The sequence below is a fragment of the Cryptosporangium arvum DSM 44712 genome (genome assembly GCF_000585375.1).
Lineage (GTDB): Bacteria > Actinomycetota > Actinomycetes > Mycobacteriales > Cryptosporangiaceae > Cryptosporangium > Cryptosporangium arvum.
In genome coordinates, this window is sequence record NZ_KK073874.1 from 6959149 (window position 1) to 6983280 (window position 24132).

The window sequence follows — 24132 nt, forward strand, 5'->3', positions numbered from 1 at the left end:
CGTCTGATCACTGTGCGACGATGACGTCGTGCGATTCCGTGCCCTGACAGTGGTGTTGGCGGTCGTCCTCGGTGTCCTGGTCGCGCCGCCTGCGGATGCTGCCGCGCGCCGGCCCGCGGTCGTGGGGATGGGCGACAGTTTCGTCTCCGGTGAAGGTGCGGGGAACTACCGTCCGGGCACGAACCGCCGCGGCAACTTCTGTCACCGCTCCCGGGCCGCCGCGATCGAGCACACCGCGCTGCCCGGGGTCCGGCGCCCGGCCCGGGTGAACCTGGCGTGCGCCGGGGCGAGCACCGCCGACGTCCGGCTCGGCGGGCACCACCGGTACGGCGAGGCGCCGCAGGCCGAGCAGCTGCGCGCGGTGGCGCGGCGGTACGACGTGCGGCTGATCGTGTTGACCGTCGGCGTCAACGACATCGGTTACGCCAACCTGGCCTACGACTGCATCGTCGCGTACCTGCGGCTCGCTCCGCGCTGCCAGGACGCCTGGACGCCGATCGTCCGGAAGCGGTTGAGCGCGGCCGAGCCCCGGATCGCGCGGAACGTGCGTGACATCCGGTCGGTGATGCGTGACGCCGGGTACGGGCGGAACGACTACACACTCGTGCTGCAGTCGTACGCGTCGCCGGTCACGGGCGACATCCGGTACGGCGGCGCGGCCCGGGGGCTGTTCGGGTGCCCGGTGCGCGACGACGACGGCAACTGGGCCAAGAACTGGGTGGCCGGCCGGTTCAGCGCCGCGTTCGCGCGGATCGCCGCGACGCAGGGCGTCCGCTATCTGGACCTTTCTCCGGCCCTCCGCGGGCGGGAGGCGTGCGCGCGTGGCATCAGCCGGTACCAGGAGTGGTCGCGCGGCGTCTCGGTCGATCTGGCCGGGATCCGGCACGGGCTGGGAATGAACATGCTGCAGCAGTCCGCCCACCCGAACGCCCGCGGCCACGCCCAGTTCGCGACCTGTCTGAGTGCGTTCGTCGCCCGCGACCTGCGCTCCGCGCAGTGCGCCCGCCAGGCCGACGGCAACCTGGCCCCGGTGACGACGGCCGCGGCCGCCTAGGGACAGGTTCCCGGGGCCTCGACGCGTTCCCGGCCTGGTTCGACCCGTCATAGGCCCGGGAGGACGCGCTAGCCCGGTACCCCGTGGCGGGGGCGGCGGTGGTGGCGGGGTTCCACGGCGGCGTGCCGGGCGGGCTCGGTGCCGCGGCGGCGACGCTGGTCGAGCACCGACCGGGCGTCGGCACGCAGGCCGTCGGTGCCGTGCCAGCGGGCGATACCGGCGGTCGCGGCGTCGCCGAGCGTGGCGTCGGCGCCGGCCGGCTCCCCCGGCTCCACCGACATCCCGTCGAGCACCCGCACGAACGCGTCCGCGACCAGCGCGGCCACCGGATCACCCTCGGTGTGCACCACCGACGCCCGGCGGAATGCCGGCTCGGCCGTGGTCACGCCCTCCAGCACGGCCGTGTAGCGCACGATCCGCACCGGCTCGTCAGCCTGCACGAGCGCCTCCAGCTCCGCGCTGGTGGCGGGCCCGAGCCGGTCGCCGTCACCCTCCCGGACGACCGCGGGCAACCCGTCCGCGAGGTCCTGCCAGCGGTCCTGGTCCGCGGCCAGGCGGCTGACCAGCCGCCCCAGGTCCTCGCCGGCCGGCACGCTCCAGAACGCGACCTCCCGCCGGGCCCGCGCGTCCGCGAACCGCTCCTCCATCGCGAGCAGGTACTCCGGGCCGGAGCCCCAGTCCGGCGCGCTCATCCGCGTCCGCCGGATCACCAGCATCGGCCCCTCGGAGGAGGCCACCCAGAACACGTCGACGTAGACCGCCAACCGGTCCGGGCCGCCGCCGAGCTGGGTGCGCCACCGCTCGACCCGCTTGCGCCCGCGTTCCTGGGCCGCCCGGCGCCCCCGGAACCGCGCGAGGTCGTCACGCGCCGACGAGCCGTTGCGCTCGGTGGACGGCCGGAACTGGACGGTGTTGGTGACGGGGCTGCCGGCCACCTCCCTCGGCCAGCGGGTCAGCAGCGACAGCACGGTCTCCAGGCGGCTCACCCGCTCGGTGAGCTCGGCCACCTCCCGGCGGGCCTCCTCGCCGATACGCACGCGCCCGCGCACCTCACGCAGGTCGGCGTCGGCCCGGTCGGAGCGCTCGGCCAGTTCGGCGAGCCCGCTCTCCGCGATCAGCCGACCGTCGACGACGTCGCGCAGGGTCAGCAGCACGACGAGCACCAGCGCGCCGAAGCCGAGAGCGACCACGACCGGGAAGAACGGCTCGAGCAGCCACTCGGCGAAGAGCAGGGTCAGCGTGGTGCCCAACGTCCACGCGAGGATCAGCGGTTGCTCACCGACAACCCGGCGTAAGGTGCGCATGACGCATCGTTGCGCCAGTCGTCAGCGAAAAGAAAGTCTCCGTTCGGAGGGTTTTGGACTAGCCACCCAGCACAGAGGACAGCACCCGAATCGCCTGATCGAGGCCTTCGTCGTCCACGTCCAGGTGCGTGATCAGGCGCACCGTACGCGGTCCGAACAGCGACGTCAGCACGCCCTGCTCGGCGGCGGCCGCCACCACCGCGGCCGGATCGTCGACCGTGAGCAGCACCAGGTTGGTCTGCGGAGCGTCCGCGCCGAGCGCTTCGGCCAGCCGTTTTGCCCGCGCGTGGTCGTCGGCCAGGCGGTCGACGTGGTGCTCGAGCGCGTACCGCCCGGCCGCGGCCAGGATGCCGGCCTGCCGCATCGCTCCGCCGAGCTGGTGCCGCCGGGCCCGGGCCCGCGCGATGCGCTCGGCGGTCGAGACGACGAGCGAACCGACCGGCGCCCCGAGCCCCTTGGACAGGCAGACCGACAGCGTGTCGAACAGGGCCCCGTACCGGGCGAACGACACCCCGGACGCCACGCTCGCGTTCCAGATGCGCGCGCCGTCGCAGTGCAGCGCCGGAACGCCCGCGCGCAGCCGCACCAGGTCGTCGTAGGGCAGCACCGCGCCGCCGCCGCGCATGTTCGTGTTCTCGACCGCGACGGCGGTGGTCGGCAGCCCCGGGTACCCGGGCAACCGCACCTGCGCCAGCCAGGCGTCGACGTCGAGCGCGCCCGGCGTGGGGCCGACCACGGTGCGGGTGCTGAACCCGCCGATCGCGCCGGCCGCGCCGCCCTCGTAGGTGACGATGTGCGCGTCGGCGTCGCAGAGCAGTTCGGCGCCGGGGTGCAGGAGCGTGGTCAGCGCCAGCTGGTTGGCCATCGTGCCGGACGGCACGAACAGTGCCGCCTCGTGGCCGAACATCGCGGCGACGTCGGTCTCCAGCGCGACGACCGTGGGGTCCTCGCCGTAGACGTCGTCGCCGACCTCGGCTTCGGCGATGGCCTTGCGCATGCCGTCCGTCGGCCGGGTGACCGTGTCCGACCGGAGGTCGATCATCCGCGCAGCATCTCCGCGATCAGGAAGGCGAGCTCCAGCGACTGCTGGCTGTTCAGCCGCGGGTCGCAGGCGGTCTCGTACCGGTTGGCGAGGTCGGCGTCGAGGAGATCCTGCGCGCCGCCCAGGCACTCGGTGACGTCCTCGCCGGTCAGCTCGACGTGGACGCCGCCGGGGTGGGTGCCGAGCGCGCGGTGCACCTCGAAGAAGCCGAGCACCTCGTCGACGATGCGGTCGAAGTGGCGGGTCTTGTACCCGTTCGATGCCTCGTGGGTGTTGCCGTGCATCGGGTCGCACTCCCAGACGACCAGGTGCCCGGTCGACCGGAGCTTCTCGACGAGCGGCGGCAGCGCGTCGCGGACCTTGTGGTTGCCCATCCGCGAGATCAGCGTGAGCCGGCCGGGGACGCGCTCCGGGTCGAGGCGCTCGGCCAACTCGACGACGTACTCCGGTGAGGTCGTCGGACCGAGCTTGACGCCGATCGGGTTCGCGATCCGGGACACGAAGTCCAGGTGGGCGCCGCCGGCCTGCCGGGTGCGCTCGCCGATCCAGATCATGTGCGCCGACAGGTCGTACGCGACGCCGTTCTCGTCGCGCCGGGTGAGCGGGCGCTCGTAGTCGAGGATCAGCGCCTCGTGCGAGGCGTACAGGTCGGTGGCGCGCAGCGCCGGGTCGTTGACGCCGGCCGCCTGCATGAACTTCAGCGCCCGGTCGATCTCGGCCGCGATCGTCTCGTACCGCTCGCCGGCCGGGGAGTTCTTGACGAACTCCTTGTTCCAGTCGTGCACGGCGTGCAGGTCGGCCATGCCGCCCCGGCTGAACGCGCGCAGCATGTTCATCGCGGCGGCCGCGTTGGCGTACGCGCGGACCATCCGGTTCGGGTCGGGGATGCGCAGCTCGGGGTCGGGCGTGAACGCGTTGACCATGTCGCCGCGGTAGGAGGGCAGGCCGAGCGCGTCGATGTCCGACGAGCGGGGCTTCGCGTACTGCCCGGCGACCCGGCCGATCTTGACGACCGGCATCGACGCGCCGTACGTCAGCACGACCGCCATCTGCAGCAGCACCCGGGTGAGCGCACGCAGGTGCGGCTCGGTGTTGTCGTCGAACGTCTCGGCGCAGTCACCGCCGCGGAGCACGAACGCGCGGCCCTGCGCCACCTCGGCCAGGCGGGCCCGGAGCGCGTCGACCTCGTACGGGGCGACGATCGGCGGAACCGTGGACAGCGTCCGGCCGACCTCGGCCAGGGTGTCGGGATTCGGCCAGGTCGGTTGCTGTGCGGCGGGCAGAGAGCGCCAGATATCCAAGTCGTCGACGACGGTGTCCATCACGTTCCCCAGGGTAGTTGGCCGTGGCTTCGGGTTGCGGTCCCACCGGCGTGACCGGCGCCACGTGGTTTCGAGAGGTATGCAGATGAGTGTCGAGGCGCTTCCCGAGTCGATCGGCTCGTTCGGCCGGTCCGCGGTGCCCGCCGGGCGGGCGGACACCACGCTGCGGATCGCGATCGCCGGCCGCCGGCCGGTGCGCCGGGTGGTGCGGGCGGCCCGGGTCGTGCTCGGGCTGACCTCGGTCGTCGGGTTCGCCGCGTGGCCGCTGACCGACCACGCTCCGTGGACGTTGTACGTCGCGTTCGGCTCGCTGGCCGCGATCGCGCTCGGTGGGCTGACGTCGTGGCCGCTGGAATCGTACGGCGGATGGGGCCTGCGGGCCGAACGCGCCCGGGTGATCGGCGACTGGTTACAAGCGGTGACGCTCGGGCTCGGGTGTCTCGGGCCGATGGTCGCGCTGCTCGACCCCGACACATCGTGGGCGGTGGTGGGCGGCGTCGGCGGCGTGGTGGGCCTGACGCTCGGCTGGCTGTGGCCGCCGACCGTGTGGCTGGTGCTCGGCTCCGGCGCCGAAGCGCGGGAGCGGCCGCGGCTCGAGCGCTACCAGCGGCTGGCGCAGCGCGACGAGATCCGGGCACAGGTCGAGCGGGAGCCGCAGCGGTTCCCGGTGCTGCCTCCGCCGGTCGTGCTGCGACCCGAGGTGGACGAGCCGGTGACGCTCACCTACGACGAGGACCTCGACCCCGACGAGGTCGCCGAGGCTCCCCTGCTCACCGTGCGGGCCGATCGCCGGTCGATCGTGCTGAGCGACGACGAGGGACACCGGCGCACGCTGACGATCGGCAACCGGACGGTCCCGGACCTCGACGGGCCGGGTGGACCGGTGGCGTCGGTCGTGGTGCTCGTGGCGGCCGGCCTGTCGGCCCCGGCCGCGGAGCCGGTGTTCGACGCCGGTACCGAGGCCGGGCTGAAGCGGCTCGTCGGCGACGTCGACCGGGTCGCATTGCTGGACGCCGCCGGGCGCCGGGTCGCCGACCTGCCGGAGCTCGCGTGGTCGCTGCGCGAGCTCGCCCGGCTCGCCGGCGCGGCCGGGGTGCCGTGCGTCGGCTACCGGGTGGACGAGGACGTGCTCGACCGGGCCGAGGGCTCGACGCCGACCGGGGTGACGTTCGACCTGCTGGCCGCACATCACCCGGCGGCGCCGGACCTCCTCGACCTCACCGATTGAGTAGACCCGGTCTGCCAGGATCGACAGCTGTGAAGCTCATACTCACGGTGCTCGTCACCGCGGTGGCGCTCCTGGCGTCGACGTACGTCGTCGACGGCATCGACGTCACCGAGACAACCTGGCCGGCCAAGGTCGGCACGCTGCTCGTCGTCGCGGTGATCTTCGGTGTGATCAACGCGATCGTGAAGCCGGTCGTGAAGGCGATCGGCTGCGGGATCTACGTTCTGACGCTCGGGTTGTTCGGGCTGATCGTGAACGCGCTCCTGTTCCTGCTCGTCGGCTGGTTCGCCGAGCAGTTCGGGCTCGGCTTCGAGGTCGACGGCTTCTGGGCCGGCTTCTGGGGCGCAATCGTCGTCTGGATCGTCAGCTTCGTCCTGAACCTCGCGCTCGACCTCGCCGGCCGCGAGGAGGACTAACCGAAGAACACTTCCGCTTCGGCGTAGCGGGACAGGGGAACGGTCTTCAGTTCGCGGGTGGCCTCTTCGATCGGCACCCGGACGATGTCGGTGCCCTGCAGCGCGACCATCTTTCCCCAGTCCCGCTCGTGGGCGGCGTCGATCGCGTGCAGGCCGAACCGGGTGGCCAGCACGCGGTCGAACGGCGTCGGCGAACCGCCGCGCTGGACGTGCCCGAGCACGACCGCCCGCGACTCCTTGCCGGTGCGCTCCTCGATCCGCTCGGCGAGCCACTGCCCGATGCCGCCCAGCCGCACGTGCCCGAACGCGTCGAGCTCGCCGCTCTTGAGCACCTCGGCGCCTTCCTGCGGCACCGCGCCCTCGGCGACCACGAGGATCGGCGAGTAGTGCTGGGTGGCGAACCGCGACTCGACGTGCTTGATCACGTCGTCGAGGCTGAACGGCAGCTCGGGGACGAGGATCACGTTCGCGCCGCCGGCCAGCCCGGAGTGCAGCGCGATCCACCCGGCGTGCCGCCCCATCACCTCGACGACGAGCGCGCGGTGGTGCGACTCGGCGGTGGTGTGCAGCCGGTCGATCGCCTCGACCGCGACCGTCACCGCGGTGTCGAACCCGAACGTGTAGTCGGTCGCGCCCAGGTCGTTGTCGATCGTCTTGGGCACACCGACCACCGGGATGCCCTCGTCGGTGAGCTTCTTCGCCACGCCGAGGGTGTCCTCGCCGCCGATCGCGATCAGCGACTCGATGCCCCGCCGCTCCAGCGTCTCCCGGATCTTCTCGACGCCGTACTCCACTTTGTACGGGTTGGTCCGCGACGAGCCCAGGATCGTGCCACCCCGCGGCAGGATGCCGCGGACCTGCTCGATGCCCAGCGGCCGCGCGTCGTCCTCCACCGGACCGCGCCAGCCGTCCCGGAAACCGGAGAACTCGTGCCCGTACACACTCACGCCCTTGCGGACGATGGCCCGGATGACGGCGTTGAGGCCGGGGCAGTCTCCCCCGCCGGTGAGCACGCCGATGTGCATGGTGCGGTCCTTTCGTAGCACGCGGGCGGCGGAAGGGAACCGCGTCACGGTGCTACGAGGGGTGTCGATCCGACGCGGTAGCCGCCTCGGTGCACACGGTAGTCGTCAGAGCGATCCGATGCGGACACCTTCCGGCGCGGAAACGCGCGCCTTCTCCATCGCCCGCCAGCGGGCCAGGTTGTGCCGGGCGTCGGCGACCGCGTCGTGCTGGTCGACGCCCGCCGGGGGCAGCTCGGGACGGCCCAGATCGTCCCAGCGCTGACGCAGGTCCTTGGTGAACCGGGGAATCGCGCGCGGCAGCGCGGGCATCGGACCCCACAGCTGGCAGAGCGCTACGTGGTCGTACGCGGCGTACCAGGCCCACAGCTCCACCGAGCCGCGCGCCGGTACGCCCGCGGTGAGGAACTCCAAGAGTTCAACTTTGATTCGTTCGCGCGACATCCACGCCTTCGACGATGGGCCGGGCAGCTTGTCGAGGACGTTCTTACGCACCCAGGGAATCGCGCGGGTGTCGTCGAACTCGGTGGATACGGCGTAAAACTCGTTGCCGTCCTCGTCGACCGCTCCGATCGAGACCAGGTCGATGGTGTGCCCGTCCTCGATGAATTCGGTGTCGTAGAAGATGCGACGAAGCGGTGCCATCCCTTCATTCTGCCGTGCCGTGTTCCCCGCACAAATCCCCGTATTAAAACGATCCAGAAAGGGTACGACCGGGCTGCTGTCCGGGGCCGGACGTGCTGCCCCCTCCAAACCGGTCACAGTCGGTCACTTGAGTGACCACAGGACGAAACTCGCAAGAAACTATTGTCCGACAGCGTGGTTGTTCTCACCCGTCACACTGGGCTGGCCATCCCCCAGCTCGGTCCTGACCGGAAGGGGTCGCCGATGAGAGCCGATACCCGTAGTTGGTTCTCCCGCCGGACCTCCACCGCGAGTGACTGGCCCGTCGAGGCTCTTGCCGACCGCAAGGGCTCGACGAGCGTCGCCGTGGTGCTGCCGGCGCTCAACGAGGAAGACACCGTCGGCACGATCGTCGAACGCATCGTGCATCTGGCGGCACAGACCGACCTCATCGACGACATCGTGGTCGTCGACTCGGGGTCCACCGACCGAACCGCCGAACGGGCCGCGGCCGCCGGCGCCCGCGTCGCCCATCGTGACGCGATCGTCCCCGACCTGCCCAGCCGCCCGGGCAAGGGCGAGGTGCTCTGGCGGTCGCTGCACGCGACCAGCGCGGACATCGTGGTCTACGTCGACGCCGACCTGACCGATTTCCGCCCGCACTACGTCACGGGCCTGCTCGGCCCGATCCTGAGCGATCCGTCCGTCCAACTGGTGAAAGCGTTCTACGACCGGCCACTGGCCGGCGTCTCACCGGTCGGTGGCGGGCGGGTCACCGAGCTCACCGCACGACCGTTGCTCAACGCGTTCCTGCCCGAGCTGGCCGGTGTCGTCCAGCCCCTGGCCGGGGAGTACGCCGGACGGCGCTCCCTGCTCGAACGACTGCCGTTCGCACCCGGCTACGGGGTGGAGACCGGCATCCTCATCGACACGGTGCTCGCCCACGGCATCGACGCCGTCGCCCAGGTCGACCTGGGTGAACGCGGGCACGGCCACCAGGACACCGCCGCACTGGGGCGGATGGCGGCCACGATCATCCAGACGCTGACCGCACGGATCGGGCCGGGCCGGCCCGAAGGGCACGAGCTGGTCCAGTTCAGCCGGGTGGAAGGCGAGGTCGTCCCGGTGACCTGGGACATCCCGTGGGAGGAGCGGCCACCGATGGTCTCGCTCCCCTCCTACCAGGCCACGCGGAAGGCGTCCTCCACCCTGAGTTGACGTCCGCATTACAGCGAGGGCCCCGAACCGCTGGTTCGGGGCCCTCGTTGCGTCCGGGGCCTTCCGGGAACACCCGCGAGCCTTTAGCCTGATTTGGGGCAAAAGCCTCATTACTGATGCTCCATGAATCTTTCGGACTGAAACGCACGCGACCCTGGAGGCCGCGCCATGCCCATGCCCGAAAAACTCACCACCCTCTTCCGGCACGACCTGCCGGCCTCGCTCGTGGTCTTCCTGGTCGCGGTGCCGCTCTCACTCGGTATCGCCGCCGCATCCGACGCCCCGATCATGGCCGGCTTGATCGCCGCCGCCGTCGGAGGCATCGTCGCCGGCCTGCTGGGCGGAGCACCGCTGCAGGTCAGCGGCCCGGCCGCCGGTCTGACGGTGATCGTCGCCGAACTGGTCGCCCAGTTCGGCTGGGCCACCACCTGCGCGATCACCGTGATCGCCGGCCTGGTGCAGATCGTGCTCGGCCTGAGCCGCGTCGCCCGCAGCGCGATGGCTCTCTCCCCCGCCGTCGTGCACGGCATGCTCGCCGGCATCGGGCTGACGATCGCCCTCGGCCAGCTGCACGTGGTGCTCGGCGCCGACAGCCCCGGCAACGGCTGGGACAACCTGATCGAACTGCCCGGCCAGCTCCTGACGCCGCACGGCCCGGCGACCTCGGTCGGGCTTCTCGCGATCGGTGTCATGGTCGGCTGGCGCTGGATGCCGGCCGCGGTCCGACGCGTCCCGGCCCCCCTGGCCGCCGTCGGCTGCGCGACCGTGCTCTCGATGGTCCTCGCGCTGCCCGTCGACCGGGTCGACCTGCCCGGCGACCTGTTCGCCGGGCACGTGCTGCCCGCCTTCCCGGACGGCAAGTGGGCCGCGTTCGTCGTCGGCGTCCTCACCGTCGCCCTGGTCGCGAGCGTCGAGAGCCTGCTCTCGGCCATGGCCGTCGACGGCATGCACCGCGGGCCCCGCGCGTCGCTCAACCGCGAACTGGTGGGTCAGGGCGTCGCCAACACGCTCTCCGGTGGGCTCGGCGGCCTGCCGGTGACCGGTGTCATCGTCCGCAGCACGGCGAACGTGACCGCCGGGGCCCGGACCCGGGCCTCCACGGTGCTGCACGGCGTCTGGGTCGTCGTCATCACGCTGTTCCTCACCGCGGCGATCGAAGAGGTGCCGCTGGCCGCGCTGGCCGGGCTGCTCGTCGTCATCGGCGTCCGGCTCGTCGACCTGCGTCACGTCCGCGCGGTGCGCCGGCACGGCGACCTCTCCGTGTACGTGGTGACCGCGGGCGGAGTCGTGTTCCTCAACCTGCTCGAGGGGGTGCTGGCCGGGCTGGCCCTGGCCGTGGCGCTCACGCTGCGTCGCGTGTTGTGGGCCGGCATCCACGCCGAGAGCGCCGACGGAGGGCACCGGGTCGTCGTGGAGGGCACGCTGAGCTTCCTGGCCGTGCCGCGCCTGTCCCGCGTGCTCGGCTCGATCCCGGAGGGCAGCGACGTCGTCGTCGAACTCGTCGTCGACTTCCTCGACCACGCGGCCTACGACCACCTGAGCCTGTGGATCGACCGGCACCGGGCCGGCGGCGGGACGGTCGTCGTGGAGGAGGTGGGGCAGCCCGCGCTCGACGGCGACCCGGGGGCCCGCAGCCGCACCGGTCCGACGGCCACGCTGCCGCGGTGGTTCTCACCCTGGGGCGAGTGGCAGGCCGGTGAGCCGGGCGACCGGCTGCTCGTCGGCGCGCGCGAGTACCAGCGCCGGGCCCGGCCGCTGGTCCAGCCGTTCCTCGCCGAGCTCTCCGACCACCAGGCGCCGACCGCGCTGTTCATCACCTGCGCCGACGCCAGGGTGGTGCCGAACCTCATCACGACGAGCGGCCCGGGCGACCTGTTCACGGTCCGCAACGTCGGCAACCTCGTGCCGCCGTACTCGGCCGGCGGCGAACCGTCGGACCCGGACGTGTCGGTGGCCGCCGCGGTGGAGTACGCGGTCGACGTCCTGCGCGTCCCGACGATCGTCGTCTGCGGCCACTCCGGCTGCGGCGCGATGAACGCCCTGCGCAGCGGCGGGGACCGGGGACGGGGCGCGCTGGCCTCCTGGCTGCGTACCGCGCGGGCCAGCCGGGCGCGCTGCGAACGTGACGAGCGCGCGGGAACGCTCGACCGGCACCTCGAGCCGCTCGACCGGCTGGTGCAGGCCAACGTGCGCCAGCAACTGGACCACCTCGCGACGCACCCGTCGGTGGCCCGGGCCCTGGACGAGGGGCGCGTACGGCTGATCGGCATGTTCTTCGACATCGGCCCGGCCGAGGTCTACGTCGACCTGGACGGCCGCTTCTCCCCGGTCGAGGACGTCACCGCGCTCACCACCCCGGCCTGACGCCGGACACGCCGATGGCCGCCCCACGTCAGCAGGGCGGCCATCGGCGGATGGTGCGTCAGCCCACGGTGGCGGGCTTGCGGGCACGCTTGGGGCGCTGAGCGGCGACGCTGGCGCGCAGGGCCGCGGCCCCGGCACCCTCGCCACGCAGCAGCGGCTCGAGGAACCGGCCGGTGTGGCTGGCCTCGACCTCGACCACCTGCTCGGGCGTGCCCTCGGCGACCACCGTGCCGCCCTTGTTGCCGCCCTCCGGACCCATGTCGATGATCCAGTCGGCGGTCTTGATCACGTCGAGGTTGTGCTCGATCACGATCACCGTGTTGCCCTGGTCGACCAGGCGCTCCAGCACGCCGAGCAGCTTGCGGATGTCCTCGAAGTGCAGCCCGGTGGTGGGCTCGTCGAGCACGTACACCGTGCGGCCGGTGGACCGCTTCTGCAGCTCGGTGGCGAGCTTCACGCGCTGCGCCTCGCCGCCGGAGAGCGTCGGCGCCGGCTGACCGAGCCGCACGTACCCGAGACCGACGTCGACGAGCGTCGACAGGTACCGCTTGATCGCGGTGATCGGGGCGAAGAACTCCGCGGCCTCCTCGATCGGCATCTCGAGGACCTCGGCGATCGACTTGCCCTTGTAGTGCACCTCGAGCGTCTCCCGGTTGTACCGGGCGCCCTTGCACACCTCGCACGGGACGTAGACGTCGGGCAGGAAGTTCATCTCGATCTTGATCGTGCCGTCACCGGTGCACGCCTCGCAGCGCCCGCCCTTGACGTTGAACGAGAACCGGCCGGGGCCGTAGCCGCGCACCTTCGCCTCGGTGGTCTCGGCGAACAGCTTGCGGATGCGGTCGAAGACCCCGGTGTAGGTGGCCGGGTTCGACCGCGGCGTGCGCCCGATCGGCGACTGGTCGACGCCGACGACCTTGTCGACCAGGTCGAGCCCGTTGATCCGCTGGTGGCGCCCCGGCACCAGCCGCGCGCCGTTGAGCGTGTTGGCCAGCACCGAGTAGAGGATGTCGTTGACGAGCGTCGACTTGCCCGACCCCGAGACCCCGGTGACCGCGGTGAGCGTGCCGAGCGGGAACGCGACGTCGAGCCCGCGCAGGTTGTGCTCGCGCGCGCCCTTCACCAGCATCCGGCGCTTCGGGTCGACCGGGCGGCGCACGGCCGGCACCGGGATGTTCTGCCGCCCGGACAGGTACGCCCCGGTCAGCGAATCCTTGCTGGTCAGCAGATCCTGCACGGTGCCGGAGACGACGACGTGGCCACCGTGCTCACCGGCGCCGGGGCCGATGTCGACCACCCAGTCGGCGGCCGCGATCGTGTCCTCGTCGTGCTCGACGACGATCAGCGTGTTGCCGAGCTTCTTCAGGCGCAGCAGCGTCTCGATCAGCCGCCGGTTGTCACGCTGGTGCAGCCCGATCGACGGCTCGTCGAGCACGTACAGCACGCCGACCAGCCCGGACCCGATCTGGGTGGCGAGCCGGATGCGCTGGGCTTCGCCACCGGAGAGCGTGCCCGCCGGCCGGTCGAGCGAGAGGTAGTCGAGCCCGACGTCGAGCAGGAAGCGCAGGCGCTCGTTGATCTCCTTGAGCACCTGACCGGCGATCATCCGCTGCCGGTTGTCGAGCTGCAGGTCGGCCAGGAACGCCGCGCACTCGTCGATGGCCAGCGACGACACCTGGGCGATGTTCTTGCCCGACAGCCGGACGGCCAGCACCTCGGGCTTGAGCCGCGTGCCCCGGCAGACCGGGCACGGGACGTCACGCATGTAGCCCTCGTACCGGTCCTTGCTCCACTCGGACTCGGTCTCGGCGTGGCGGCGCTCGAGGAACGGCATGACGCCCTCGAAGCTGGCGTAGTACGAGCGCTTGCGCCCGTACCGGTTGGTGTACTGGACGTGCACCTGGGTGTCGTGCCCGTGCAGCACCGCCCGCTTCTGCTTGGCGGTGAGCTTCTCCCACGGCGTGTCCAGGTCGAAGCCCAGCGCGTCGCCGAGGCCGGAGAGCAGGCGGAGGAAGTACTCCAGGTTGTGGCCGGTCGACCACGGCTGGATCGCGCCCTCGCCGAGCGTGCGCTCCGGATCGGGGACGACCAGCTCCGGGTCGACCTCCTTGCGGGTGCCGATTCCGCTGCACTCGGGGCAGGCACCGTACGGCGCGTTGAACGAGAACGTGCGCGGCTCGAGATCCTCGATGGCCAGCGGGTGGTCGTTCGGGCAGGCGAAGTTCTCGGAGAACTTCCGCTCCCGGTCGGCCGAGTCCTCCGGCAGGTCGACGAAGTCGAGCACGACGATGCCGCCGGCCAGCCCGAGCGCGGTCTCCACCGAGTCGGTGAGGCGGCGCTGGGCGCTCTCCTTCACCGCGAGCCGGTCGACGACCACCTCGATGGTGTGCTTCTCCTGCTTCTTCAGCTTGGTGTTGCCCTCGGTGAACTCGGTGAGCGGCTGCACGACGCCGTCGACCCGGACCCGGGCGTACCCCTTGGCCTGCAGCTCGGCGAACAGATCGAGGTACTCACCCTTGCGACCGCGGATCACCGGCGCGAGCACCTGGAAGCGCGCGCCCTCGGGCATCGCCAGCACCCGGTCGACGATCTGCTGCGGCGTCTGCCGGCTGATCTGCTCGTCGCAGACCGGGCAGTGCGGCACCCCGGCGCGGGCGAACAGCAGGCGGAGGTAGTCGTAGACCTCGGTGATCGTGCCGACGGTGGAGCGCGGGTTGCGGTTCGTGGACTTCTGGTCGATCGAGACCGCCGGGGACAGACCCTCGATGAAGTCGACGTCGGGCTTGTCCATCTGGCCCAGGAACTGCCGCGCGTAGGCGGAAAGCGACTCCACGTAACGACGCTGGCCCTCGGCGAAGATCGTGTCGAACGCGAGGCTCGACTTGCCCGAACCGGACAAGCCGGTGAAGACGATGAGGGCATCCCGGGGAAGATCGAGGTTGACGTCCCGCAGGTTGTGCTCGCGTGCTCCACGCACGAGGAGCCGGTCGGCCACGGTGTTTCTCTTCCAGTTGTCGACGGAGATTCCAGGCGCTTCAAATCTAACTGCGGGGTCCGACAGTTTCTGCCCGGCCTCGACCGTGTGTTCGAGAATACGTGCGGTCCCGGTGACAGGGATCACTATGCCGCGACCCGTAGCGCACGCAACTCGGGATGCACGACGATGAAGCCATGAGCTACAGCGGACACGTGGATCCCCAGGGAACGCCGGCCACCCGCGAGGCGGGTCCGCTGACGATCACCAAGGTGTCGGTCGGCCCGATGGACAACAACGCGTACTTCCTGCGTGATTCCGCCACTGGCGAGACGCTGCTCATCGACGCGGCCAACGACGCCGACACCCTACTTCGCGTTCTCGGCGACGCCGAGTTGGCGACGATCGTCACCACCCACCGTCACGGTGACCACTGGCAGGCCCTGGCCGAGGTGGCCAAGGACACCAACGCCCGGCTGGTGGCCCACCCCGCCGACGCCGAGGCACTGCCGGTCGTCGCCACCGACCTGGTCGGTCACGGCGACACCGTCACCGTGGGCGGCGTTCCGCTCGAGGTCATCCACCTGGTCGGTCACACCCCCGGCGCGATCGCGCTGCTCTACCGCGAGCCCGGCGGACGTCCCCACCTGTTCACCGGTGACTCGCTGTTCCCCGGCGGCCCGGGCAAGACGAACTCGCCGGAGGACTTCCGGTCGCTGATGAACCACCTGGAGAGCCGCGTCTTCGCCCAGCTGCCCGACGACACCTGGGTCTACCCGGGCCACGGCGACGACACGACACTCGGCCAGGAGCGCCCCCACCTGGACGAATGGCGCGAACGGGGCTGGTAGCCCCGGACGACGCTGGTCAGCATCCGATCGGCGGTCTCCAGGCTCCCGGTCCGGCCTGGATCAGTCCCAGCAGCCCTTCTCGGTCCGGAGTCGCCACGCCGTGTCCAGAACGCCGACGCGGCACACGGGCACAGCCGGCCACCGTCGGTCACGTGCGGATCGAGGACAGATCCGCCGTCCACCCGGCGGCGGCGCCGCTGGTGCCCGTAACCCCGTACGGCACCCTCCGCCTCGAGCGCGCCCCACGTCGGGTAGCGGCTCGTCCGCGACATGCCGGGCCGCGGCCACCGCACGAGCGTCGTCGGCGCTGACGTCCGCGCCGGCCAACGCTTCCAGCGTGGGGGCCGGCCCGCCGTGGAGCGCCACGAGACCGCGGTCGCTCGTCGGCGAGGCGGGCAGCCGCGTGGCCAGGTCACAGTAGAGCCTGATCGAGTTGTCGTCTCCAGGCCCGATTCTTGGCTCAAGCCGGGCCGAAGGACGCTCGCCATCGCTCCGAGCCACCCCAGACGGTAGCGTCATTGAAAGCAGTGTCAACAAACATTCTCGGCCATGACTATGTACACTGCCTTGGTGCAGCGATCAGCGAGGGTCACGGCGGCCGACATCGCGCGGCTCGCGGGCGTGGGGCGCGCGGCGGTCAGCAACTGGCGGAAGCGCTACCGGTCTTTCCCGGCCCCGGTGGGCGGCACCGCAGGCAGCCCGCAGTTCGACCTCGAACAGGTCGAGCAGTGGCTCGTGGAGCAGGGCAAACTTCCCGCGGTGACGGCCGAGGACCGGCTCTGGCGCAACCTACTGGCCGCCGAGGGCGAGCCCGCCCAGGCCTTGGCCGCCGCCGGTGACCACCTCCGCGGCGCCCGGCTCATGCCGGCCGCGGAGCTGCGGCCGGACCTGGATGCTCTGTCCGCGGAACGGGGCGTGCCGGACACGTTCGCCCAGCTGTGGTCGCGCTTCGCCGAGCTGCCGGCCCAACGCTCGGTGACCACCCCGGACGCCCTGGCCGAACTGATGGTCACGCTCGCCGGGGTCGGTGGCCGCACCGTGCTCGACCCGGCCTGCGGCACCGGTCGACTGCTGCGCGCCGCCGTCGACGCCGGCGCCACCGCCGTCTACGGCCAGGACAACGATCCGGACGCCACCCGCCTGGCCGACCTCTGGCTCGGGTTCGGGGGGCTGTCCGGTGAGATCCGGACCGGCGACTCGCTCCGCCACGACGCTTTCGCCGAGCTCACCGTCGACGCGGTAGTGGCCAACCTTCCGTTCGGCCTGACCGACTGGGGCCACGAGGAGCTCGGCTACGACCGCCGCTGGGAGTTCGGTGTCCCTCCGCGCACCGAACCGGAACTGGCGTGGGCGCAGCACGCGTTCGCCCATCTACGCCCGGGCGGCACCTCCGTGCTGCTGATGCCGCCCTCCGCGGCCAGCCGTCGCGCCGGGCGGCGCATCCGCGCCGAGTTCCTCCGCCGCGGAGCCCTCCGCGCCGTCGTCGCGCTCCCGCCGGGCGCCGCGGCGCCGCACGGCATCGGGCTCCACTTGTGGATCCTGCAACGGAGGCCGACGCCGACGCCGGCGGTACTGCTCCTCGACACGTCCGAACTCGACCTGGCCGCCGCCGTTCAACGGGCGGGCACCGCCGTCGGGCGATTCCTCGACGGCGTCGAACCGGCCGAGCCGCTCGCGTATCCGGTGCCGGTGATCGACCTGTTGGACGACGAGGTCGACCTCCGGCCGAGCCGCCGGGCACCCGTCGATTCGCCGCATCGGAGTGTGACCGATGAACTGCGCACCGCCGGTGGCCGACTGTCCGCGCTCGTCGAGCGCCTCCCCGCGCTCCTACCCGGCCGCACGATCGAGGCACCCGCGGACACTCCGTCGCCGAGCATCTCGATCGCCGAACTCGCCCGCAGTGGCGCCGTCGAGATCATCGGACCGCTGCGGGGCGGTGACGACGGTGAAGCGGTGGATGCGCCCCTCCTGAGCGCGTCGGACATCATCCGGCGCGGACCGGCCACCGCCGGCACCGACCGGGTGAGTCAACGGATACCGCTGCGCGCCGGGGACGTGGTCGTCCCGATGATCGCCCGGCCGGTGACCGCCGGAGTCGTCACCGAAGACGGCGCGCTCCTGGGTCGCAGCATCTATCTGATCCGCCCGGACCTCGACACGATCGACCCGTGGTTCCTCGCCGGGCACCTCCCGACCGCCGGGAACGAGAGACGAACGAGCAGCCTCTCCGGCACGCTGCGCCTGGATGTCCGGCGGGCGCAGGTGCCGCGGATCCCGATCGCGGAGCAGCGCCACCACGGTGAGGTCTTTCGACGCCTCGATGCGTTGAACGACGCATTGCGACAGGCCACGGCGCTGAGCGCGGAGATGACCCGGTTGACGGCCGACGGCCTGGCGTCCGGCAAGCTGCGTCCCACTGAGAACGGCCCGAAGGAAGGACCCCGGTGAGCACGGATCACCAGAAACTGGCCAACTTCATCTGGTCGGTCGCAGACCTGCTGCGCGGCGACTACAAGCAGTCCGAGTACGGCCGGGTGATCCTTCCGCTGACGGTGCTGCGCCGCCTCGACTGGGTCCTCGAACCGACCAAAGACGCCGTGCTGGCTCGGTATCAGCAGCTCAAGGCGGCCGGGGTGCAGAACATGGACCCGGCGCTGCGCAAAACGGCCGGGTTGACGTTCTACAACACGAGCAAGTTGAACTTCCGAGGGCTGAAGGCCGACCAGGACAACGTCGCAACCTACTTGCGCTCGTACATCGGCGGCTTCTCGCCGGGCGCCGTCGATGTCCTCGAGAAATACGGCTTCGACGCCCAGATCAGCCGTCTGGACGAGGCGGGTCTGCTCTACCAGGTGGTCAGCAAATTCGTCGAGATCGACCTGCGGCCCGCGCTGGTCAGCAATCACCAGATGGGCTACCTGTTCGAGGAGCTCGTCCGGAAGTTCTCCGAGATCAGCAACGAGACCGCGGGTGAGCACTTCACTCCGCGCGAGGTCATCAACCTCATGGTCAACCTGTTGCTCGCCCCGGACGAGGACGACCTCGTCGTACCCGGAATCGTCCGCAAGATCTACGACCCGGCGTGCGGAACCGGTGGCATGCTCAGCGAGGCCCAGACGCACATCGAGGCGCACAACGCGAACGCCACGGTCGAGGTCTACGGCCAGGAACTGAACGGTGAGACGTATGCGATCTGCCGCTCCGACATGATGATGAAGGGCGGCGACCCGAACAAGATCGCGTTCGGGAACTCGTTCAGCCAGGACGGTCACGAGGGCGAAAAATTCGACTACCTGCTCGCCAATCCACCCTTCGGTGTGGAGTGGAAGAAGGTCGAGAAGGTCATCAAGGACGAAGCGACGCGTGGCTACGCGGGGCGCTTCGGAGCCGGCCTGCCCCGCATCAACGACGGGTCGCTGCTGTTCCTGCAGCACATGATCTCGAAAATGAAGCGGCCCGAGGAGGGCGGCAGCCGCCTGGCCATCGTCTTCAACGGCTCCCCGCTGTTCACCGGCGCGGCCGGCTCGGGTGAATCGGAGATCCGCCGCTGGATCCTGGAGAACGATCTGCTCGAGGGCATCGTCGCCCTGCCCGACCAGCTCTTCTACAACACCGGCATCTCCACCTACTTCTGGATTCTGACCAATCGCAAAACCCCGGAGCGTCGCAGGAAAGTGGTGTTGCTCGACGGGCGCGACTACTGGGTCAAGATGCGCAAGAGCCTCGGCGACAAGCGCAAGATGCTCAACGACGACCACATCGTCGCGTTGACGCAGGCGTACGTCAGCGCGCTGGCCATCGCCGACGACCCCACGCACGAGCAACACGGCCGGGTGAAGAGCTTCCGCACCACCGACTTCGGCTACCAGCGCATCACCGTCGAGCGTCCGCTGCGCCTGCGCTTCGCGGTCACCGACGAGACGCTGGCGCTGCTCGCCGACGCCAAGGCCGTCCTCAAGTACGCCGAGCGGGAGTCCCTGCTGTCCGCAGCGCGGTCGCTCGTCGGAACGACGGCGAGCAGCCGCGCAGACTTCGCGATGACGCTGGCCGTACTGGGCAAGCTCCCGGCGGCCGTGGACAAGGCGGTATGGGAGGCGTTCTCGGTCAACGACCCGGAGGGTGAGGTGCAGACCGACCGCAAGGGCAACGCGCTCCCGGACGCCGACCGGCGCGACAACGAAAACGTGCCGTTGAACGAGGAGATCGACGACTACCTCAAGCGCGAGGTGCTCCCCCACGTCCCCGACGCCTGGATCGACGAGACGAAGACCAAGGTCGGGTACGAGATCCCCTTCACCCGCCACTTCTACGTCTCTCAGCGGCCTCGCCCACTGGCCGAGATCGACGCCGAGATCAAGACCCTCGAAGTGGAGATCCAGGAGTTGCTCGGCGAGGTGACCAAGTGACGACGGGACTCGCCGGCCTGGACCTACCCGCCGGCTGGCAATGGTGGCCGCTGAAGCACGCCGCCCTCGCCGTCAATCGCGGATCCGCGCCCGACTACGTCGACGACGGCCCGGTCTGGGCGGTCAGTCAAGCGGTGAACCAGCCCCATCGGCTCGACTGGGATCGAGCCCGATTTCACGGGGGGTCGCGGGCCGCCGGCCTCAAGGGACTGTTGGCGCCCGAGGACATCCTCATCAATTCCACCGGGCGCGGCACCCTGGGGCGCGTCGGCTACTTCTCGAAGAGCCCCGACGACCGCCCGGCCATGGCGGACGGACACGTCACCCGGGTCAGGACCGACAAGCGAGTCCTCCATCCACGGTTCGCGTTCCACTACTTCTCGTCCGAGCCTTTCCAGCACTACATCTACTCAGCCTTGATCGTCGGCGCCACGAACCAGATCGAACTGGTCGGGGAACGGCTCGACAGTGCGCCGGTCATGATTCCGCCGATCGAGGAGCAGCGGCGCATCGCCGACTTCCTCGATGCCGAAACACGGCTCATCGACGCGACCCGATCCGCGCGCTCGCGGATGATCAAGCTCCTCGAGCTCAAACGGGACCGCCTCGTCGACGAACACGTCACCGGCGGCCAGGACGTCGGCGGCTTCGTTCCCCTGAAATACCTGGTCTCTTCGGTGAGCGTCGGCATCGTCATCACGCCCGCCGCGTGGTACGTCGAATCGGGCGGAGTTCCGGCACTTCGCGGCCTCAACGTCAAGCCCGGGAAGATCACCACCAGCGATCTGGTGCAGATCAGCCACGAGGGCCATTCCCTGCATCGCAAATCTCGTCTGGCCGCGGGGGACCTCGTCGTGGTGCGGACCGGACAGGCCGGCGCGGCGGCGGTCGTGCCTCCTGAGCTGGACGGCATCAATTGCATCGACCTTGTCATCGTCCGGCCCGGCAGCGCGTTCGTCCCTCGATTCGCCGAGTACCTGCTCAACTCGAGCTACGCCAAGCGCCGGGTGTCGGAGTTCTCGGTCGGCAGCATCCAGGCGCATTTCAACGTCGCCGCGATGAAGGCCATGCCGGTCCCCCGGTACTCGATCGCCGAGCAGAAACGGCGGGTGGACGCCATCGAGGAAGCCACGCGGCGGATCGAGTGGGCCGTGGCCCGGATGCGCGAACAGGACCGGCTCCTGGCGGAGCGACGCCAAGCTTTGATCACGGCGGCGGTCACCGGACAGATCGATGTGACGACAGGGCGGGGAGTGGACTGACGTGAAGGTGCACGGCGAAGGCGCGTTCGAGAGCGCTATCGAACAGTCGCTGCTCGACTCCGGCTGGCGACCTGGAATCCCGGCGCGCTACGACCGGCAGTTGGGGCTGGACACCTCTGAGCTGTTCGCCTTCCTCGGGGATACCCAGAACGACGCCTGGCTGAAGCTCGTCGCCTACCACTCCAAGGACGTCGTCGAGACGCAGCGGCACTTCGCGGAGTACCTCGCCAAGCAGATCGACGAGCGGGGGCCGCTCGACGTGCTCCGGCGTGGGATCAAGGACAAGGGCATCCCGTTCCGGCTGGCCTACTTCAAGCCGGCGCACTCGATCACCGACGACGCGCTGACGCTCTACCGCGCCAACCGGCTCACCGTCACCCGGCAGTTGCGCTACTCGGCGCGGGACGACAAGAGCCTCGACCTCGCGCTCTTCGTGAACGGGATCCCGCTCGCCACCGCGGAGCTCAAGAACCCGCTGACCAACCAGACCGTCGAAGACGCCAAGAAGCAGTACCGCACCGACCGGGACCCGAAGGAACTCCTGTTCGCGCGCCGAGCCCTGGCGCACTTCGCCGTCGATCCCGATCTGGTCTTCGTCACCACGAGGCTGGCCGGGGACGACACCCGGTTCCTCCCGTTCAACACCGGATCCGCTGGACCCGGGAAGTCCGGCGGTGCCGGTAACCCGGCGGTCGACGGTTACCGGACCGCATACCTGTGGGAGCAGATCTGGCACCCGGACACGTGGATGGACCTGGTCCGCCGGTTCATGCACACGGACAAGGAGTCGCGGGCGCTGATCTTCCCGCGCTATCACCAGTGGCACGCGGTCACCGCGCTCACCGACCACGCGGCCGCGCACGGGTCCGGCGACAACTACCTGGTCATGCATTCGGCCGGGTCGGGCAAGTCGAACACGATCGCCTGGCTGGCCCACCGGCTCTCCAGCCTGCACACCGCCCGGGCGATCCCGGAGAAGAACATCGCGGCGAACGAGCCGGTGTTCGACAAGGTCATCATCATCACCGACCGGGTGGTCCTGGATCGGCAGCTGCAGGACACGGTGTTCCAGTTCGAGCACGTGCCGGGGGTCGTGCAGCGCATCGACAAGGACTCCAACCAGCTCGCCGCCGCACTGAGCGGCGAGACCGCCAAGGTCGTCATCAGCACGATGCAGAAGTTCGGCTTCATCCTGGAGAAGGTCGACGGGCTGCGCGGCAAACGGTTCGCCGTGATCGTGGACGAGGCACACTCCTCCCAGTCCGGTGACAACGCGACCGCGTTGAAGAAAGTGCTGCTACGCAAAGGCAGTGACGACATCGACGACGACGGCGACCCGCTCACCGCGTCGGCGCTGGCCCGGGGGCGTCACGAGACGCTGTCGTACTTCGCGTTCACCGCGACGCCGAAGTCGAAGACGCTGGAGCTGTTCGGCACCCGGGAAGCGGACGGCAACGTACGCCCGTTCCACACCTACTCGATGCGGCAGGCCATCGAGGAGGGGTTCATCCTCGATGTACTGCGCCAGTACGTGACCTATCAGTCGTACTGGAAGCTGGCCAACCAGAACCCGGACGACCCGGAAGTCGACCCGAAGAAGGCGGCGTCGCAGCTGGCCCGGTTCGCGGTGCTGCACCCGACGATGATGGCGCAGAAGGCGGAGATCATCGTCGAGCACTACCGCAGGCACACCGCGTCCCGACTCGGTGGACGGGCCAAGGCGATGGTGGTGACCGGCTCTCGGGAGGCCGCCGCCAAGCTCTACACCGCGATCAAGAAGTACGTCGAGACCAACGGTTACTCCGGATGCGCGCCTCTGGTCGCGTTCTCCGGTGACCTGAGCCTCGACGGCGTCGAGGTGACCGAGGCCCGGCTGAACGGCTTCGGCGAGAGCGAACTGCCGGAGCGGTTCGCCTACACCGCGGCCGATGACAAACACGCCGGCACGCCGAAGGCGAAGCAGCCGGTGGAGTACCCGATCCTGGTGGTGGCGGAGAAGTATCAGACCGGGTTCGACCAGCCCTTGCTCACCACGATGTACGTCGACAAGCCGCTCAAGGGCGTGGCCGCGGTGCAGACGTTGTCGCGCCTCAACCGCACCCACCCGCTGAAGGCGCAGGGCGACGTGTTCGTGCTGGACTTCGTGAACGAGTCCGCCGACATCACCGAGCAGTTCAAGCCGTACTTCGAAACCGCCGCGACCGTCCCGACCGATCCCAACCTGCTGTACACCGCGGAGAACGCGGTGACGTCGTACGCGTTGCTGGTGCAGACGGAGATGCAGGCGTACGTCGAGGCTCTGCTCGACGCCGAAGGCAAGGCCACGACCGACGCCGCGCTCCACAAGGCGCACGCGGCGCTGTACCGCTTCACCGACCCGGCCCGCGATCGCTACGTCGCGCTCGCCGCCGACGATCCGGAGAGCGCCGACGGCTTCCGGGCGGCGCTGCGTGACTACACCCGGATGTACGCGTTTCTCGCTCAGGTGGTGCCCTACCAGGACCGCGAGCTGGAGCGGCTCTACCTGTACGGACGGGCGCTGCTCAACCGGCTTCCCCGCCGGCAGGACCCGGCGGTGGACATCGGCGAGGTGCAGCTCACCCATCTGCGGGTCAGTAAGACGGGTACGCACGACGCGTCGTTGGACGCCGAGGGTGAGCAGATGCTGCCCGGCTTCACCGGTGGCGGCGCCGGGCCGCAGAACGACCTGGCCACGATGGCGCTGTCCGAGCTGATCGACGAGCTGAACGACCGGTTCGGGATGGGCCTCGGCGAGGCCGACAAGGTGTGGTTCGAGCAGCAGGTCGCCGCGCTGGCCGAGGACGGGGCGGTCGAGGCCGCCGCGCTCGTCAACGACGAAGGCAACTTCGGGGTCGTGTGCGAGAAGCGGATCGAGGACGTGATCTTGTCCCGGCACGACGACAACGGAAAGCTGATGCAGCGTTACCTCGACGACGACACACTGCGCAATCACATGAACCAGTTCGCGCGTAGCCAGGCCTACCGGCTGATCCGCCGTAAGCACGGCCTCGCGTGAGCACT

General features: G+C 70.2%; 16 protein-coding genes. 10 read left to right on the plus strand and 6 right to left on the minus strand.

Annotation, left to right across the window (positions count from 1 at the left end):
* The first annotated feature begins 28 nt into the window (after positions 1 to 28).
* Positions 29 to 1054, plus strand: coding sequence for a GDSL-type esterase/lipase family protein (locus CRYAR_RS31930; protein ID WP_157018232.1), 1026 nt, complete (start codon positions 29 to 31; stop codon positions 1052 to 1054).
* Positions 1055 to 1122: 68 nt separating this feature from the next.
* Here the strand turns inward: CRYAR_RS31930 and CRYAR_RS31935 are convergent, their stop codons facing one another.
* The 3 genes from CRYAR_RS31935 to CRYAR_RS31945 are packed head-to-tail and all read right to left on the minus strand — an operon-like array spanning position 1123 to position 4722.
* Complete coding sequence (locus tag CRYAR_RS31935; RefSeq protein ID WP_035856961.1) at positions 1123 to 2358, minus strand: hypothetical protein; 1236 nt, start codon at positions 2356 to 2358, stop codon at positions 1123 to 1125.
* A 58-nt stretch (positions 2359 to 2416) separates the two neighbouring features.
* Positions 2417 to 3400 (minus strand): threonine aldolase family protein, encoded by a 984-nt coding sequence (locus CRYAR_RS31940; RefSeq protein WP_035856962.1) that lies wholly within the window; start codon positions 3398 to 3400, stop codon positions 2417 to 2419.
* Positions 3397 to 4722, minus strand: coding sequence for a class II 3-deoxy-7-phosphoheptulonate synthase (locus tag CRYAR_RS31945; RefSeq protein WP_035856963.1), 1326 nt, complete (start codon positions 4720 to 4722; stop codon positions 3397 to 3399). Before CRYAR_RS31945 ends, CRYAR_RS31940 begins: the two co-directional genes overlap by 4 nt.
* A gap of 85 nt (positions 4723 to 4807) precedes the next feature.
* On the opposite strand from CRYAR_RS31945, the gene CRYAR_RS31950 reads away from it, so the two are divergent.
* Positions 4808 to 5950, plus strand: coding sequence for a hypothetical protein (locus CRYAR_RS31950; protein WP_157018234.1), 1143 nt, complete (start codon positions 4808 to 4810; stop codon positions 5948 to 5950).
* A 29-nt stretch (positions 5951 to 5979) separates the two neighbouring features.
* Complete coding sequence (locus tag CRYAR_RS31955) at positions 5980 to 6366, plus strand: phage holin family protein (protein WP_035856965.1); 387 nt, start codon at positions 5980 to 5982, stop codon at positions 6364 to 6366.
* Here the strand turns inward: CRYAR_RS31955 and CRYAR_RS31960 are convergent.
* Positions 6363 to 7391 (minus strand): 6-phosphofructokinase, encoded by a 1029-nt coding sequence (locus CRYAR_RS31960; protein ID WP_035856966.1) that lies wholly within the window; start codon positions 7389 to 7391, stop codon positions 6363 to 6365. The genes CRYAR_RS31955 and CRYAR_RS31960 overlap by 4 nt on opposite strands.
* Positions 7392 to 7496: 105 nt before the next feature.
* On the minus strand, positions 7497 to 8033 hold the full coding sequence (locus CRYAR_RS31965; protein ID WP_035856967.1) for a polyadenylate-specific 3'-exoribonuclease AS: 537 nt from the start codon (positions 8031 to 8033) through the stop codon (positions 7497 to 7499).
* A gap of 243 nt (positions 8034 to 8276) precedes the next feature.
* On the opposite strand from CRYAR_RS31965, the gene CRYAR_RS31970 reads away from it, so the two are divergent.
* Both CRYAR_RS31970 and CRYAR_RS31975 read left to right on the plus strand, forming a co-directional pair.
* Positions 8277 to 9230: a glucosyl-3-phosphoglycerate synthase gene (locus CRYAR_RS31970; protein ID WP_035856968.1), complete on the plus strand. Its 954-nt coding sequence runs from the start codon at positions 8277 to 8279 to the stop codon at positions 9228 to 9230.
* 168 nt (positions 9231 to 9398) lie between these two features.
* The gene (locus CRYAR_RS31975) at positions 9399 to 11594 is read left to right on the plus strand and encodes a SulP family inorganic anion transporter (RefSeq protein WP_035856969.1); all 2196 of its coding nucleotides are present in this window, start codon (positions 9399 to 9401) and stop codon (positions 11592 to 11594) included.
* Positions 11595 to 11652: 58 nt separating this feature from the next.
* Here CRYAR_RS31975 and uvrA read toward each other — a convergent pair whose 3' ends face one another.
* Positions 11653 to 14589: an excinuclease ABC subunit UvrA gene (gene uvrA, locus CRYAR_RS31980; protein WP_035856970.1), complete on the minus strand. Its 2937-nt coding sequence runs from the start codon at positions 14587 to 14589 to the stop codon at positions 11653 to 11655.
* Positions 14590 to 14765: 176 nt separating this feature from the next.
* On the opposite strand from uvrA, the gene CRYAR_RS31985 reads away from it, so the two are divergent.
* From CRYAR_RS31985 to CRYAR_RS32005, 5 genes are all read left to right on the plus strand, one after another.
* Positions 14766 to 15419 (plus strand): MBL fold metallo-hydrolase, encoded by a 654-nt coding sequence (locus CRYAR_RS31985; protein WP_157018236.1) that lies wholly within the window; start codon positions 14766 to 14768, stop codon positions 15417 to 15419.
* Positions 15420 to 15989: 570 nt separating this feature from the next.
* Positions 15990 to 17870, plus strand: coding sequence for an N-6 DNA methylase (locus CRYAR_RS31990; protein WP_051572286.1), 1881 nt, complete (start codon positions 15990 to 15992; stop codon positions 17868 to 17870).
* Positions 17867 to 19828, plus strand: a complete 1962-nt coding sequence (locus CRYAR_RS31995) for a type I restriction-modification system subunit M (protein WP_035856973.1) — start codon at positions 17867 to 17869, stop codon at positions 19826 to 19828. The genes CRYAR_RS31990 and CRYAR_RS31995 overlap by 4 nt, the downstream gene beginning before the upstream one ends.
* Positions 19825 to 21090, plus strand: coding sequence for a restriction endonuclease subunit S (locus CRYAR_RS32000; RefSeq protein WP_051571216.1), 1266 nt, complete (start codon positions 19825 to 19827; stop codon positions 21088 to 21090). The genes CRYAR_RS31995 and CRYAR_RS32000 overlap by 4 nt, the downstream gene beginning before the upstream one ends.
* A 1-nt stretch (position 21091) precedes the next feature.
* Entirely contained in the window at positions 21092 to 24127 is a 3036-nt protein-coding gene (locus CRYAR_RS32005) for a type I restriction endonuclease subunit R (protein WP_035856974.1), read from the plus strand.
* Positions 24128 to 24132 lie beyond the last annotated feature (5 nt).

Bases quoted from the DNA above. Each gene is read 5' to 3' on its own strand.
- CRYAR_RS31935 (WP_035856961.1), bottom strand. From the start codon at position 2,358: ATGCGCACCTTACGCCGGGTTGTCGGTGAGCAACCGCTGATCCTCGCG.
- CRYAR_RS31940 (WP_035856962.1), bottom strand. From the start codon at position 3,400: ATGATCGACCTCCGGTCGGACACGGTCACCCGGCCGACGGACGGCATG.
- CRYAR_RS31945 (WP_035856963.1), bottom strand. From the start codon at position 4,722: ATGGACACCGTCGTCGACGACTTGGATATCTGGCGCTCTCTGCCCGCC.
- CRYAR_RS31950 (WP_157018234.1), top strand. From the start codon at position 4,808: ATGAGTGTCGAGGCGCTTCCCGAGTCGATCGGCTCGTTCGGCCGGTCC.
- CRYAR_RS31960 (WP_035856966.1), bottom strand. From the start codon at position 7,391: ATGCACATCGGCGTGCTCACCGGCGGGGGAGACTGCCCCGGCCTCAAC.
- CRYAR_RS31965 (WP_035856967.1), bottom strand. From the start codon at position 8,033: ATGGCACCGCTTCGTCGCATCTTCTACGACACCGAATTCATCGAGGAC.
- CRYAR_RS31970 (WP_035856968.1), top strand. From the start codon at position 8,277: ATGAGAGCCGATACCCGTAGTTGGTTCTCCCGCCGGACCTCCACCGCG.
- CRYAR_RS31975 (WP_035856969.1), top strand. From the start codon at position 9,399: ATGCCCATGCCCGAAAAACTCACCACCCTCTTCCGGCACGACCTGCCG.
- CRYAR_RS31985 (WP_157018236.1), top strand. From the start codon at position 14,766: ATGAGCTACAGCGGACACGTGGATCCCCAGGGAACGCCGGCCACCCGC.